Source organism: Bacillus sp. FSL K6-1218 (genome assembly GCF_038006445.1).
GTDB lineage: Bacteria > Bacillota > Bacilli > Bacillales > Bacillaceae_G > Bacillus_A > Bacillus_A thuringiensis_S.
The window spans coordinates 5,357,631-5,373,684 of record NZ_JBBOVE010000001.1 but is presented as its reverse complement, the minus strand read 5'-3'; the positions used below and the strand labels follow the sequence as shown (position 1 = coordinate 5,373,684).

Here is a 16,054-nt window from a genome sequence, read left to right as displayed (position 1 = left end):
AAAAGTGATTTATTATAAGTAGTATTTAATATCTATAACATTTGAAAGGTGTGCAAGACGTGGAGAAACAACTTGCAGGCTTGCCGGTACACGTTCATTTCGTAACAGAAATCCGTGAAGGGGCGAGGAAGGAAACCGTTGCTTTTGAAGCAAATGGTCAATACTATGTAAAAGGTCAAGGTACATATGTAACATTCCAGGAGCCGAACGAACAAGGCGAAGTGAAGACAATTATTAAAATTCAAGATGAACAAGTTCTCATTATGCGTTCAGGTGCTGTTTCTATGCGTCAAACGCATGTGAAAGGTGAATGGACAACTGGTACGTATACGAGTGAACTTGGTACGTTTGCATTGCAAACAAAGACTGATAACGTTCTTTTTAAATGGTCGGATGAAAAGAAAAAAGGACAACTCTTCTTAACGTACGCATTGCTTCTAAGTGAACAAGAAGCTGGCAGATATACTATTACAATTAATTTGAAGGAGGCAAAATAATGAATTCCTTAGAACAGGTAAAAGGATTGATTAAAGAAGAAATTCAAGCCGCTGTATTAAAGGCAGAATTAGCGACAGAAGAACAGATTCCAAACGTTGTATTAGAATCTCCAAAAGATAAAACAAATGGTGATTTCTCTACAAACATGGCAATGCAACTTGCACGCGTTGCGAAAAAAGCACCTCGTATGATTGCAGAAGAACTAGTTGCAAACTTCGATAAAGCAAAAGCTTCTATTGAAAAAATCGAAATCGCTGGTCCTGGTTTTATTAACTTCTATATGGATAATAGCTACTTAACAGATTTAATTCCAACAATCGTAAACGCCGGTGAAGCTTACGGTGAAACGAATACTGGTAAAGGTGAAAAAGTACAAGTTGAGTTCGTATCTGCGAATCCAACAGGTGACCTTCATTTAGGACATGCACGTGGTGCGGCAGTGGGTGATACTTTATGTAACGTATTAGCAAAAGCAGGATACGATGTATCTCGTGAGTACTATATTAATGATGCTGGTAACCAAATTCATAACTTAGCTCTTTCTGTTGAAGCTCGTTACATGCAAGCTTTAGGTTTAGATAAAGAAATGCCAGAAGACGGTTACCATGGTGCGGATATCATTGGAATCGGTAAACGTTTAGCTGAAGAGTTTGGCGATCGTTACGCAAAAGCTGATGCTGAAGAAAGCTATGAATTCTATCGTTCATACGGTTTGAAATATGAGTTAGCAAAACTTCAAAAAGACTTAGAGAGCTTCCGTGTTAAATTTGATGTATGGTTCTCAGAAACATCATTATACAAAAACGGAAAAATCGATGCTGCACTTGCTGTATTAAAAGAGCGTGACGAAATCTTTGAAGAAGGCGGAGCAACTTGGTTCCGTTCAATGACTTACGGTGACGACAAAAACCGTGTATTAATTAAAAATGACGGTTCTTACACATACTTAACGCCAGATATTGCTTACCATCGCGATAAATTAGAGCGTGGTTTCGATAAGCTAATCAACATTTGGGGTGCTGACCACCACGGTTACATTCCTCGTATGAAAGCTGCTATTCAAGCGCTAGGTTACGATAAAGAAACACTTGAAGTAGAAATCATCCAAATGGTACAACTGTACCAAAATGGTGAAAAAATGAAAATGAGTAAACGTACAGGTAAAGCAGTTACACTTCGTGAGCTTATGGAAGAAGTAGGCGTGGACGCAATGCGATACTTCTTCGCGATGCGTAGCGGTGATTCTCATTTAGACTTCGATATGGACTTAGCTGTATCAAAATCTAATGAAAACCCAGTATACTATGCACAATATGCTCATGCTCGTGTATGCAGTATCCTTCGTCAAGGTGAAGAGTTAGGATTAGCTGCAGATGGAGACGTGAATTACAAACTTGTTACTTCTGAGAAAGAAGTAGAATTACTGAAAAAGCTTGGTGAATTCCCAGCTGTAGTTGCGGATGCAGCACAAAAACGTCTGCCACACCGCATTACAAGCTATGCATTTGAATTAGCAGCAGCATTACACAGCTTCTACAATGCAGAAAAAGTATTAAACCAAGATAACTTAGAATTAAGTAAAGCTCGTTACGAGTTAATGAAAGCAGTACGCACTACACTTCAAAATGCATTAGCAATCGTAGGAGTATCTGCACCAGAAAAAATGTAATGAAGAAAAGCGGAGCCGACTGTTTAGTCCCGAAGGCTAAGGTTCTTTCCCACAGAAGATGCCTTTTATCTTCTCGTGGGGAAGGTTCTTAGACAGAAGGGGCTAGGAGGCAGAGCTGGACATAAAGAAAAGTGGAAGCGGCTTGTTTAGAATATGAGGTGGATGGAGCTCCTGACAGAGAGGTGTACTTTGCCTCGGAGGAAGGCGCGAAGCCACCGAGTATTCTAACCGCTGGAGCTAGACAATAAAGAAAAGCGGAAGCGGACTTTCGTTTTTAAATAAAAGGCAATCACATGATGTTGTGATTGCCTTTTTGTATGGAGATAATAAAAAAAAAAAATTTATCAAACAAAAGGATAATTTGCGTCGTCTTATATAAATGACAGGAGGCTTATGATGGAAGAAAAGGTAGAAGAATTAATTGATATATATAAGCAGCAAATATATTCCTTATGCTATAAGTTAGCGAAAACGAAAGAAGATGCGGAAGATATTTTTCAAGAGACGTGGATAAAGGTTTTTTCATCAAGGCACCAACTTTCCTATGTGGATAATTATAAAAAATGGATTACTACAATTTGTGTTCGTACGTTTTATGATTTTTATCGTAAGAAAAAAAGGTGGAAAGATCGAATATTGGATTTGTTTCATAAAGAAGATGGTGGAGAAATAGATTTCGCAGATGAAGTAAATATATCAGAAGAATTTATTCAAAAAGTGGAAGCGGAAATGATACGGGAAGTTATACAGTTATTGAATGAAAAGTATAAAACTGTGCTCGTACTCTACTATTATGAACAATACTCTTATAAAGAAATGAGTGAAATATTAAATATACCGATTGGTACAGTGAAATACCGCCTTAATTATGCGAAGAAGCAAATGCGAGAACATTTGGAGGGGTTCGTTTATGACGGAAGATAAGTTTGATCAGAAGATAAAAAGTAGCTTAGCGAGAGAGATGGTTCCTAACGAAGAGCTAATAAACGATACGAAACAGAGCGTGCGAAATGCTCGAAAATTAGAAAAGAGATGGGTTGTTTTCATTCATGCTATTTGGATGATTGTATTAACAGTCACCCTAGAGCAGTTTGTTAGTCATTTGGATCATAAAATATCTGTCGTTATAACAATAATTATTATGATGCACCTATACATTCCTATATATGTTGTCATACAGTCATTTTTAAAGAAGGAGTATAAATTACATGATAGAGTTCGCTAATCCATTTGTAGTATTTGAGATAGCTGGGATTACAATGTTTTTGGCTTTTATAGCACTTTTAGTATGTGTAGCATCATGGGTGTATACAGATGCGAAAACGCGTGGAATAAGTAAGTGTTGGAGTGTTATAGCGATTGTATTGCCATTTTTTATTGGAGCTTTGTTATATATGATACGCAGAAGTAGCCGGAAAGTAGAAGGAGAACATACGATGAAGGGTATGAAAAAGCAAAAGGTAACATTAGTTGTTATATTTGCAAGTGCGATGTTTGTATTACTTAGCGGCTTTACTTTCGTTCAAACGTTAGATGATATGTGGAAAGCTGGTGATATATATTTAGAAAATGAGAAGAAAGGGGAGACAAGTTACGAGGCAAAATTCTCATCATGGGATATTGCTGGGAAAGATGTTGAACTTGAGTATGCAAAAGATACAGAAGTAACATTTTCTTATGAAACAGATGCAAAGCGTGGTAACTTATGCTTTAGCTTGTATGAAAGAAAAGGAGAAGGGATAAAGGAATTAAAGGAGATTTGTGAATCGAAAAAAGGTACTTTTAAAGCTACATTAAAAGCAAATGAAAAGTATGTATTCAATATAAGTGGTTTAATGGTGAAAGATGGTTTTGTAAAAGTGAATTGGGAAGCAAAATAAAGGGCCCCTGAGAAAGGCCCCTTATTTTATTGGATTGTATAAGTAACAGAAAAACTAACAGGACTATAGTAAACGTAAGGTGCATGAAATTGAACGTACATATTTCCATCTGTTTTTGCAGTGAAAATTCGGCCGTAACCATCAGAATAACGCCCAATAAGGTTATGATTTGAGTCATAAACACTGTAACTAGGAGTTTTGCTGTTAGGATGAATTGTTAGTTCTTGTCCTTTTTGAAGGAAAATAGGTTCTTGTTCAGAACTACCTCCAGTTTGCAAAGAATAAAATTTTGTAAAGCTTTGTTCTTGAGCGGCAGCAGCGACTTTTGTTTCAGGAATAAACGCGGTAGATCCGGTAATTCCTGCTAAAGTTAACGCACCTACTAAAATCATTTTTTTCATAATAGAAAAAGCCTCCTTATTAGTTGTAATCGGTGTTGTTACAGTTAATATTGTATACGATAATGAGTAGGATAAAATATGCTTTTATGCATATATATTTTTTCTCAATAAAAGACCACTGATAAAAATCAATGGTCTTTAAATGATTAAGCAGCTTTCTGTTCAGTTTGAGTAATAGATTTTTGAAGCGAGTTATAAACTCCTGTTCCGATAACGTCTAATGCCATTTTCATTCGTTCAGGTGAAATGTTTTCTAATACGTTATCTTGAGGTGTATGGTATACCTTCTCAATATGATAGATTAATGGATTCCAACTATCGACACCCATCCAAATAAATAGAGCAGCAGGAATACCAGCTTCAGCAAACGGTACGTGATCACTGGAGCCAAATTTCCCTTGAAGAACGAGGTCATTATTTAATTGTTTACCTGCTTGCAAGGCAGCATCTGTTACAAAGTTTGTAGAGCCATCAGGTGTCATAGCGTATAAATTCTTTGCTTTATCATAATTTGTTGCAACCATATCAGCATTAAAGACGCCTAAAATACGGTCACGTTCTTTTTGGGATAGACTATTAACGTAATAATCCGAACCAAGTAATCCAGTTTCTTCAGAACCAAAGGTAATAAAGCGAATTTCTTTATCAGTTTCTACATTTTGAAAAGCACGAGCTAGTTCTAATACTAATCCAGTTCCAGAAGCATTATCATTTGCGCCAGGTGCTCCAACAACACTATCATAGTGCGAGCTTACAACGACTGCTTTTTCATTACCCGTACTCTTTTTGGGTTTCTTTTTTGCAATAACATTTAGAGATGTTAATTTAGATTCATGTCTTGCTTTTAGGGAAAGAATTGTTGTCTCTTTTTTAGCGATTTCTTCTTTAAATGCATTTCCTTGCGCATAAGCAAGACCAAAGACAGGGATAGATTGCTTTTTCGTTAGGCGGGGATTGAAGGTTTGTCCATAATTTCCGCGTCCGCCAATTAAACTGTATAAAAGAACACCTTTTGCACCTTTGCTAACAGCATTTTCAACTTGTTTATTATAGTCTGTAACTGTCGTTCCTCTTTCAAATAAAACAATTTTACCGTTTACTTCATTTGGAATATCTTCTAATTTTGTCCCACCTTGAACAAAGATAAGGGGAGCTGTAATAGCTTCTGTAGAAATTAGTGCATTAGGAGCAGCACCGGCTTGCCAATTACGTTTTGTTGATAGTGGTGATTCAATAAATCCAATGTATTGATCGGGCACCTGAAATGGCTGATATTCTACTTCATAGCCCATTGATTTAAGCTGCATACCAATGTAACGAGAAGCCCATTCTTCGGATTTTGTTCCACCGGGGCGAGGACCAATTGTTTCAGATAAGAAACGAACATGTTCAATGGCGCGGTTTGGATCAATTTGTTTTGTAATAGATGAAGTTTGTGTAACTTCTGAAGTGGAATCCGCTTTTGTTTGCCCAATTGGAGCTAAGCTAACAGCAAGTGATATAGCAAGCAAAGAGCTTACTATTTTTTGTTTCAATGATTTGCTCATTTTTTCCTCTCCTATTCCTCTATTCTCTCTGACTGACAAAAGAAGACGGATAATGACTTTATTTTACCTTTGCGCCTTTTATTTTTCAATATTCTGACATTGAGAAATAAAAACAATATATGCATATTTGCATATTTTTGAGGGAGATATGTATGCTATCATTTTAAACGAAGGTTCGCTTTCTACTCTGAAAGCTCCTACATTGCATGAATCTAGTGTACCCAAACTTTAGATTATGTAGAGGAATGGAACCACTGTAGGGTTTCATTTCTCATGTTTGAATCAGTTGATGGTAATTATGTTTCCGCATTTCATAATTATTATCAGTGATATATGTAAGGCATCCATATGAAAATACGAGGCTGTTCAAAGGTTTTCCGTACTTTTGGGCAGCCTCACCCCGTTAAAAGGACGATACTTTATGTATCGTCCTTTTTGTATAAAAAAAACACCCAATCCATTGAGAGATTGATTGGGTGTGAAAAAATTATTAATAATGTTTTTTACGTTTTGTAGCTAAAATACTTAATAATCCAGCTAGTAGAAGAACGATACCTACTGTTTGTATAGGATCTTCTTTATGACCTGTATTTGGAAGGTGCTTATCCGTATTTCGATCATCTTGCTGTTTGTTATCTGTTTCATTCGATGTTTCTTCGGAAGTTCCGTTTTCGTGTTTCTCAGATGTTTCAGTGCCTTTGTTTTCTTCTTTATTTGGAGGATTAACTGGCTTGTCATCTCCACCTGAAGAAGATTCAATCTTTTTATTTGAAACTGTAATTTGTAGTGGCGTAGCTTGGGCTTTATCAATTGTAAAGTTTATTGGTGATGCATCTAATTGATAGCCTTTAGGAGCCTTTGTTTCTATTAATTGATAATTACCAGGTTTCAAATCATTTATGATTACTTTTCCTTGTTGATCTGTTTTTAAACCTTCTCGGATGACGTTTCCATCTTGGTCTAAAATATTGAAAATGGCACCTTCAAGTGTTCCATGGTGATCAATATCAACTTTAGTTAACTCAATTGAACCTGTTGTTAAACTATTTAAAGCTGTAACAGAGGTAACCTGAGTTTGCCCTTTCGTAATTGTGAAAGGAATTGGTTTAACGTTTAAATCATAGCCAGTTGGAGCTTTCATTTCAATGAACTGATAGTCACCAGGACGTAAATCAGAAACAGAAATCTTACCATCTTTATCAGTAGTTAAATCAGAACGAACATCCTTGCCGTCCATATCCACAATTTTAAAGATAGCCCCTTCAAGAGTAGTGCCGTCGATGTCATCGACCTTAATTAATTCAACTGCACCTTTCGTTAAGCTATTCGTAGCAGTAACAGAGGCAATTTTTTCTTGGCCTTTTTTAACTGTGAACTTAATAGGTGTTTCGTTTAAGTCATAGTGTTCAGGAGCTTTTGTTTCGATAAACTCATAGTCTCCTGGTGGTAATTCATCCACAACTAAACGGCCGTTTTTATCAGTAGTTAAATCGGTACGGACGTCGTGTCCATCCTTGTTAACAATTTTAAATACTGCCCCTTCAAGTGTTGTGTTTTTCTTGGCATCATCTACTTTAATTAACTCTACACTACCTTTCGTTAAGCTATTAATAGCTGTAACGAAGACATGCTTTGTTTGACTTCTTTCGATTGTGAACTTAATTGGTTCTTCATTTAGGTCGTAATGTTTAGGAGCTTTCGTTTCAATAAATTGATAGTCTCCTGGTTGTAAGTTTTTAGCGATAATTTTACCATCTTTATTCGTAACTAAATTCGTGCGAATGTCGTTACCATTCATATCAGTAATTTTAAATACCGCACCTTCTAGCATTTCTTTCTTATCTATAGAGTCAACTTTCGTTAATTCCACGCCACCTTTTGTTAGGCCATTCTTGGCAGTAACAGAAACGTGAGTTAGTTGACTTTTCTCGATAGTGAAATCGATAGGTGTTTTATTTAAATCGTAATGCTTCGGAGCTTTCGTTTCAATAAATTGATAGTCTCCTGGGCGTAAGTTCGTAGCAGAAATCTTACCATCTTTATCAGTAGTTAAATCAGTGCGAACAATTTTACCTTTCGCATCGATGATGTTAAACACTGCATCAGAAAGTTTTGTATCTGGATTTATATCATCCACTTTTATTAATTCTACAGCACCCTCAGTTAAGCTATTTGTAGCAGTAACTTTGAGCTTTTCTTTTTGGCTTTTCTTAATTGTAAACTTAATAGGTGTACTATCTAATTTATAGTGTTCAGGAGCTTTCGTTTCAATAAACTGATAGTCCCCAGGACGTAAATCAGAAACAGAAATTTTTCCATGTACATCTGTTGTAAGCTCAGTGCGAATGTCATTACCATTCATATCAGTAATTTTAAATATCGCATCTTTAAGAGCGGTACCATCAACATCATCCACTTTAGAAAGCTCCACAGTGCCTTTCGTTAAGCTATTTGTAGCTGTAACAGAGATAGGCTCAGTTTGGCTCTTTGTGATTGTGAATGGAATTGGCTCTTTGTTTAAATCGTAGTGTTTCGGAGCCGTTGTCTCGATGAATTGATAATCACCAGGACGTAGGTCAGAAATGCTAATTTTCCCGTGTTGATTCGTAACAAGATCTTTGCGAATTACAGTACCATTCATATCCACAATTTTAAATACTGCGCCTTCAAGAGTAGTGCCATCGACGTTATCCACTTTAGAAAGTTCCACGCTGCCTTTTGTTAAACTATTTTTCATAGTAACGGTAGCAATATCCTTTTGGCTTTTTTTAATTGTAAATATAATTGGCTTTTCGTCTAAATCATAGTGTTCAGGAGCCGTTGTTTCAACGAATTGATACGTACCAGGACGTAAGTTTTCGACAACGATTTTACCTTCACTGTTTGTTTTTAAATCTGTTTTAAGTACTTTGCCATTTTGATCTAGTAAATTAAATATCGCATCGGCAAGTTTTGTTTGATCGTTTAAATCATCAACTTTAAGTAATTCGATACTACCTTGTTTTAAGCTATTTGTAGCAGTTAAAGAAATAGATTTCTTCTGTCCTTTTTCAATAGTGAATTTGATTGGTGTTTCATCTAAAACGTAATCCTTAGGAGCTTTCGTTTCGATGAATTGGTAATCACCAGGACGTAGGTCGTTAATTTCGATTAGTCCTTGATCATTTGTAACAAGGTCTTTATGAACTACATCACCGTTCATATTAACAATTTTAAATACTGCATCTTTAAGAACAGTGCCATCAACATCATCAACTTTAGAAAGTTTAACTGCACCCTTTGTTAAAGCATTTGTAGCAGTGACATGAAGAACTTCAGTTTGGCTCTTTTTAATTGTAAATACGATAGGTTTTTTATCTAAATCGTAATGTTCAGGAGCAATTGTTTCAACGAATTGATACGTACCAGGACGTAGATTTTCAACAACAATTTTACCTTCATCATTTGTTTTTAAGCCTTCTTCAACTAGCTCTCCGTCTGCATCTAATAAATTAAATACGGCGTTAGCAAGTTTTGTATTTATATCAATATCGTCAATCTTTGTTAGTTCAACGCTACCTTTTTTCAAAGCATTTTTACCTGTAACATTGATCTCTTTCGTTTGACTTCTTTCAATTGTAAATGGAATTTGTGTTTCTTCTAATACATAGTGCTCAGGAGCTTTTGTTTCAATGAACTGATAGTCTCCAGGGCGTAAATCAGAAACAGAAATTTTTCCGTTTTTATCTGTAACAAGATTCGTATGAACTTCCTTACCGTTCATATCGACAATCTTAAAGATTGCACCTTCGAGCATCGTACGATCGATGTCATCGATTTTTGTTAATGTTACTGCACCTTTCTTTAAACTGTTAGTAGCAGTAACAGTAATATTCTCTTTTTGACTTTTTTCGATAGTGAAAGGAATAGGCTCTTTGCTTAAGGTATAGTCTTTTGGAGCTTTTACTTCAACAAATTGATAGTCTCCAGGACGTAAATCAGAAGCAGTAATTTTACCGTTTTTATCAGTCGTTAAACCTTTGCGAATTACCTTTTTAGTATCATGAGCGTCAACGATTATAAATTCTGCACCTTCAAGAGGAGTGCCATCAACATCATCAACTTTTGTTAAAGTGACGCCACCTGTAAGTAAACTGTTTTTTACAGTAACAGGGATAGGAAGATCTTCCTTACTACCTTTTTTAACTGTGAACTTAATAGGTGTTTGATCTAATTTATAGTGTTCAGGAGCTTTCACTTCAATAAATTGATAATCGCCTGGTGCTAAATCAGGGATGACTAATACTCCGTGTGCATCTGTTGTTAAATCTTTCATAATTTCTTTGCCAGTTGCGTCTTGTAATGTGAATACAGCGCCGGCAAGAGCTTTCGCGCTCTCCACGTCATCTTCTTTAATTAATTTGACCTTTCCTTTCGTCAAACTATTTTTGAAAGTAATAGGGATGAGTTTTTGTTGACTCTTTTCAATCGTAAATTCGATTGGCTCTTCATTTACATCGTAATAAGTAGGAGCCTTCGTCTCGATTAGCTTATAATTACCCGGACGTAAGTCTTGTACTACTAATTTACCGTCTTTATCAGTAGTAAGTTCCGTACGAACATCCTCACCTTTGTCATTAACAATTTTAAATACTGCACCTTCTAGGGTTTCCTTAGCATTTACAGAATCAACTTTTGTTAATTCAATACCGCCTTTTATTAAGCTATTAGTAGCTGTAACGTTAATAGCAGTCGATTGGCTCTCCTTAATTGTAAATTCAATCGGTGTTTTATTTAAGGTATAATGCTCAGGAGCTTTCATTTCGATAAATTTATAGTTACCTGGATGTAAACCAGTAGCAATAATTTTACCTTCCTGATTCGTAACTAATTCTGTACGGACATCTTCATTTTTGTTATTAACAATTTTGAATACGGCACCTATAAGTGCAGTGCCATCAGTATCATCGAGTTTTGTTAGTTCAACATCGCCTGGTAATAGACCATTTTCAGCTGTAATAACAATCGGTGTTTTTTGACCTTTCTCAATTGTAAATTCAATTGGTGTTGATCGCAGTTCATAATGTTCAGGAGCTTTCGTTTCAATAAATTTGTATTTGCCTGGACGTAAGTCAGAAGCTTTAACAGTTCCGTTTGTATCGGTAGTTAATTCTGTACGAACGTCTTCGTTCTTATCATTCACGATTTTGAACATAGCTCCAGCAAGAAGAGTCTTTTTATCAAATTCGTCGACTTTTAATAGCTCAACAGCACCTGTTGTTAAACTGTTTTTTGCAGTAATTGAGATAATGCTTGTTTGACTTTTCTCAATTGTAAACGGAATTGGTTCTTTATTTAAGTCATAGTATTTAGGTGGTGTTGTTTCAATAAATTGATAATCACCAGGATCTAAATCTTTAACGGTCAAAGTTCCATCTTTTTCTGTTTTTAAGTTTGTACGGACATCTTCATTTTTTTCGTTAACAATTTTGAATACCGCACCTTCAAGGGTAGTGCCATCAATATCATCCACTTTTGTTAACGTAACGCCACCTTTAATTAAAGCGTTTTTTGCTGTAATAGAAGCGGCTGTAGTTTGGCTTTTTTCTATTTCAAATAGAATAGGCGTTTTGTCTAATTCATAATGCTCAGGAGCTTTTGTTTCGACAAACTGGTATTTACCCGGACGTAAATCTTTTGCTTCTATTTGTCCATGTTCATTTGTTGTTAATTTCTCATATCCAGGAATATTTTTTCCGTTGCGATCCTGAACAGTAAACTCTGCCCCTGCTAAAGTTTTATTATAATTATCCACTTTTGTTAAAAGAGCAGATCCTTTAGTTAAAATATTTGTCGCAGTTCGGTTTACTACTGTTGTTTGATCTTCAGAGATAGTAAACGGAATAAGTTTGCTATCTAATTGATAATGCTCAGGAGCCTTCGTTTCTTGTAAGTAGTAAGTTCCTGGTTTTAGTTTATCTATAATAATTTGTCCGTTATTATTTGTTGTTAATTCTTCATGTTCTGGAATTACTTTTTTGTCTTTATCTAGTAGTGTGAAAACGGCGCCTTGTAGTGTTGCGTTTTTGTTCAGGTCATCAGATTTTGTTAAAACTACTTTCCCGACAAACTTCTTATTTGCAAGTTTATATGTTGTAGTCTCTTGTGTACCAAGTTCAACAATTTTCCCTTGTTTTAAATCCCAGCTAATTACATAGCCTTCAGGAGCCTTTGTTTCTTTTAATAAATATTTATCGCGTTTTAAATTATTAAATTTAGCGATACCGTCTTTGTCTGTTGTAATTTTACGGATAACAGTTTTACCTGTACGATCGTATAAAGTAAATTCTGTCCCAGCTAATAGTACGTTCTTATTGTCGTTATCTACCTTTATAATTTCAAGGTTTCCACGACCTTTGGTAGCAGATCCTCCGCCTGAACCAGAAGACATTCTCACTTCAATCGTTTCAGTAGTTTCTGTGTTTTTAACTGTCAACTTATTGCCTGTGATTTTCGCTTTATTACTTACTTTTTCTTTATCGTCTGCATTAATAAGTGAGCGATATTCTAAAATATAAGCTCGATCAATTTTTTTCAAGAAGGCAATTTCGAAATGTTGCTTTCCAGTATTATTGTCTGTTGTTATTTTGAGTTTATAGTCTGTTCCTTCTTTTAATTCGTTTACTGTATCTTTTGTTAAATTTCCATATGGATCAACAGTTGTAGGATATAAGTGGAATGAATCTTCTACAATTACCTGATTTTCGGTTGGGTCATCTGTTACAACCGCATCTGCAATGGTTGATTGGCTTTCGTTAATTGCGATACTCCAATTAATATAGTTGTCGTCTTGCACAGCTTTTTTAGTAACGAAGCTGCCACCTTTATTTACTTGAGTGTCACCTGTAAGGGTGTTAACAATTTTAGAGCCATCTTTTAAATCTGCCTCGTTTTTGTAGGTGCCTTGGATAAGTTCACCATCAAGGCTTGTTTTAAAGATAATATAGTAAGGTGAATTAATTGATTGTTTGAAATGAACCTTTAGGGTGTTTTTATTTTTCTCTGTAGGTTCTTCAAGTTCATATTTCTCAGTTGGTACAGCATTACCAGGTTGTGCATTATCAGGATTTCCATTTAAAATCATATCGCGCACTTCAATGGATCCAGGAACTAACTTTTGTTTATCTTGTATTACGTCTATAACATAAGGATCTTTAATCTCAACATTATTATAGTTAAAGCCTATTATCCAAGTAATTTCCTTCGTTTGGGCGTTATAAGAACCGTATTTATAACCATTTGCCTTTGTGAAAGTATCAGGATCGAAACTAGCTTCAACTTTATTTGATTGTGGCTTAGAATCCGTATCTATCCAAGATAGGTTACCTGTATTTTTAAATGAAGTTTTACCACTTTCTAGCTTTGTATAATCAAAGTCTGTCGTATATTTTACGACTAATGTCTTTGTCATATTAGACTGATATGTACCTATAAGAGTAATTTTGAAGCCTTTATCTGTTGCATCTAAAACATAGTCAGTCCCAGCTTGAAGGGTATAATTTCCGTCTTTAATTTCTAGTTTTTTATCTTTTAATTGTAATCCACCATGATCAAAGGTGTCCGTAATGATCGCGTTGTTTAATGGATAGTTGTTATTATTTACTATAATTGTCCAAGTTGTTGTTTTGTCTTTATAATTTGTTTCAGCTTTATTATTAGATTTAATAATATTTTGCTGCTTGAAGCTAGCTTCATTTTCTTTACTTGAATCATTATCAGCTGTAACTTTATTTTTTACTTTTCCATCTTCTATAACTTTATTAGTTGGCTTGGTTTTATAGGTAATCACATAAGCACTATTAATATCATAATTAAACTGTAAATCGAATCCATTCTTCTTGTTACTTACAGTGTAATTATTAACAGCGTCTCCTGTTACAAGCGTTCCCTTTTCATTATATGAAGCGTTTTTCACAACAATAGAATTTGCATCTAGTTCGTGTGTATCGTCAAAAATATCTTTTAAAATCGCATCTGCTTTTTTGATTTCTCTTTGATCACCATTGTAAGTAATTGTCCACTCAATTGTTTGCGTTTTTGGATCATATTTACTTGTTTTATTTAAGTGTGTACCACGAGAAACCGTTACAGTAGAGCTTGCGTTTTGTTGCTTTTGATTATCACTCGTTATCGTAACGTTATTTCGGAAACTTTTAATATTTTCATCAGTAATTTTTGTGGCATATTCGATTTGATATGCTCTATTGATAGAATCTTTAAAAGCAATCTCCAATTTTGATCCATCTGATGAAATAATATTGTACTCTGTTGGCTCAGCTTCTGTACCACGCGTTACATTCCCATTAACATCAACTTCTAAATAATAAACTTTAATAGAATCTTTATTTAAGCTTGTACCTTGTGGGATGTTATCTTTAAAAACAGCATTTTTAAGGGTGTCTTTCGTTTTGTTCATCTCTACTTTCCAATTAATTTCATTTGTATTAATTGGTCTATCAGGTAACCCTTTTTTATTCGTAGCTGTTTGTACATTAGGCTTAAAGTCAACTGTAATAGAAACATCCTTATCTTTAATTGGGAAAGGAATTTCTTGTGTTGTTGTACCTTTAATTTCAGCTTTATTAAATTCTGTCTTTAATTGTAGGTTACCAGCAACATCTGGATGCTCTTCAACATAATCGTTGAATGTCATCGTGACTTTTCCGTCTTTTGTAACAGTAAAATTACCAATTTGATTGTTTTCACTATCATATAAAGGACTGTTAATTGTATTGTAAATCTTAAAATGTTTAGGAAGATCAAAGATATAGTAATCTCCGCTTTTCACATTCATTGATTTTAAAAGCTCCCATGTAAATTCAATATTGGCAGGGGAATCTGTATTTGGACGGTTATCCTCTGTAAATGGTTTTCCGTCTTTATCCGTCAACTTTACACCGGTTAAAATGTTTGTTGTTATTTGCTTTGGACCTGAATTTGTATTTTCAGCAGGGTCGCTTGCTAGCTTTCGTTCTGGATTGTCAGTAGCAATTTTAGCTGCTGGGTTTTGTTCCGGATTATCGGTAACAGGTTTAGTTGCTGGGTTTTGTTCCGGATTATCAGTAACAGGTTTAGTTGCTGGGTTTTGTTCCGGATTATCAGTAACAGGTTTAATTGCTGGGTTTTGTTCCGGATTATCAGTAACAGGTTTAGCTACTGGATCTTGCTCCGGATTGTCAGTAACAGGTTTAGCTACTGGATCTTGCGTTTGTTTATTAGTATCCTGTTTGGTGCCATCTTCTTTAGAGTCTTCTACCTGAACAGGAACTGATATAGGCTGAACCATTGTTCCTAAAGGAAAAGCGATTTGAACTGATTTTTCTCCAGTTTTTAAAGTTGAGTTAAACACGGTATCAACTTTAATTTTTCCTTTAGCGTCTTTCAAATTTTCTACTTGATCATTAAATATTAATTTTAATTTATTATCTTTAGCTGTTATAAAATATTGACCAATATTTTTTTGATCTGTTACTAAATCCCCTTGCAAATCTTTAGATACTTTTAATGCAAGTGGTATTTGAACTACTGCTGTATCATTTGCATGTGCAACTTGTTGATCCTTTATTGACCAAGCGTATTCTAATTGAATGGTTGATCCTATCTTTATTAAGTTGGTAGGATTTTTTGCTTCGTCAATAATATGATTCGTTGCATCTTTCATTTCAACAGTGTCAAATAAGGAATCTCCTGTTAAGGTTTCCGCTTTTACTTGATTGTATGGAAAACTAGCAAGTTGCGAAAATAGTACGAATACAATTAAACATACATTGAAAAGTTTTTTCATTTTTCCTCCTCTGAACATTCATTTGTCCATTGGGGACTTATTCCACATGAACAAATGGAATATTAAAAGTATTTGTTATAAGCTATTTGTTTTTGCTATCCCTCCGTTTCTATACGCGTTCTCAGACAAACTGGATTATGTTCAAAGTAATATTATTTAACGTAAAACAAAATGTATATTTACACAGTGATTTGGAAATATACACAATTCGACAAAAAATGTCGAAAAAAACACTG

General features: G+C 34.9%; 8 protein-coding genes. 5 read left to right on the top strand and 3 right to left on the bottom strand.

Annotated elements, in window-relative coordinates; genetic code table 11:
- Positions 1 to 59 precede the first annotated feature (59 nt).
- The 5 genes from MHI26_RS27590 to MHI26_RS27570 all read left to right on the top strand — a co-directional run bounded on the left by MHI26_RS27590 (position 60) and on the right by MHI26_RS27570 (position 4,047).
- A complete protein-coding gene (locus MHI26_RS27590; protein WP_000414867.1) occupies positions 60 to 497 on the top strand; it encodes a DUF1934 domain-containing protein in 438 nt (145 codons plus the stop codon).
- Entirely contained in the window at positions 497 to 2,167 is a 1,671-nt protein-coding gene (argS, locus tag MHI26_RS27585; protein WP_001086462.1) for an arginine--tRNA ligase, read from the top strand. Before MHI26_RS27590 ends, argS begins: the two co-directional genes overlap by 1 nt.
- Positions 2,168 to 2,563: 396 nt before the next feature.
- Positions 2,564 to 3,091, top strand: a complete 528-nt coding sequence (locus tag MHI26_RS27580) for an RNA polymerase sigma factor (protein WP_000391650.1) — start codon at positions 2,564 to 2,566, stop codon at positions 3,089 to 3,091.
- Complete coding sequence (locus MHI26_RS27575; protein WP_061667912.1) at positions 3,078 to 3,392, top strand: hypothetical protein; 315 nt, start codon at positions 3,078 to 3,080, stop codon at positions 3,390 to 3,392. Before MHI26_RS27580 ends, MHI26_RS27575 begins: the two co-directional genes overlap by 14 nt.
- On the top strand, positions 3,376 to 4,047 hold the full coding sequence (locus MHI26_RS27570; RefSeq protein WP_061667911.1) for a hypothetical protein: 672 nt from the start codon (positions 3,376 to 3,378) through the stop codon (positions 4,045 to 4,047). The genes MHI26_RS27575 and MHI26_RS27570 overlap by 17 nt, the downstream gene beginning before the upstream one ends.
- Positions 4,048 to 4,073: 26 nt before the next feature.
- Here MHI26_RS27570 and MHI26_RS27565 read toward each other — a convergent pair whose 3' ends face one another.
- From MHI26_RS27565 to MHI26_RS27555, 3 genes are all read right to left on the bottom strand, one after another.
- Entirely contained in the window at positions 4,074 to 4,448 is a 375-nt protein-coding gene (locus MHI26_RS27565; protein WP_000738258.1) for a hypothetical protein, read from the bottom strand.
- Between the two features lie 146 nt (positions 4,449 to 4,594).
- Positions 4,595 to 5,995 (bottom strand): M28 family metallopeptidase, encoded by a 1,401-nt coding sequence (locus MHI26_RS27560; RefSeq protein ID WP_000045709.1) that lies wholly within the window; start codon positions 5,993 to 5,995, stop codon positions 4,595 to 4,597.
- A 490-nt stretch (positions 5,996 to 6,485) separates the two neighbouring features.
- Positions 6,486 to 15,818: a SpaA isopeptide-forming pilin-related protein gene (locus MHI26_RS27555; protein WP_061667910.1), complete on the bottom strand. Its 9,333-nt coding sequence runs from the start codon at positions 15,816 to 15,818 to the stop codon at positions 6,486 to 6,488.
- Positions 15,819 to 16,054: the final 236 nt, after the last annotated feature.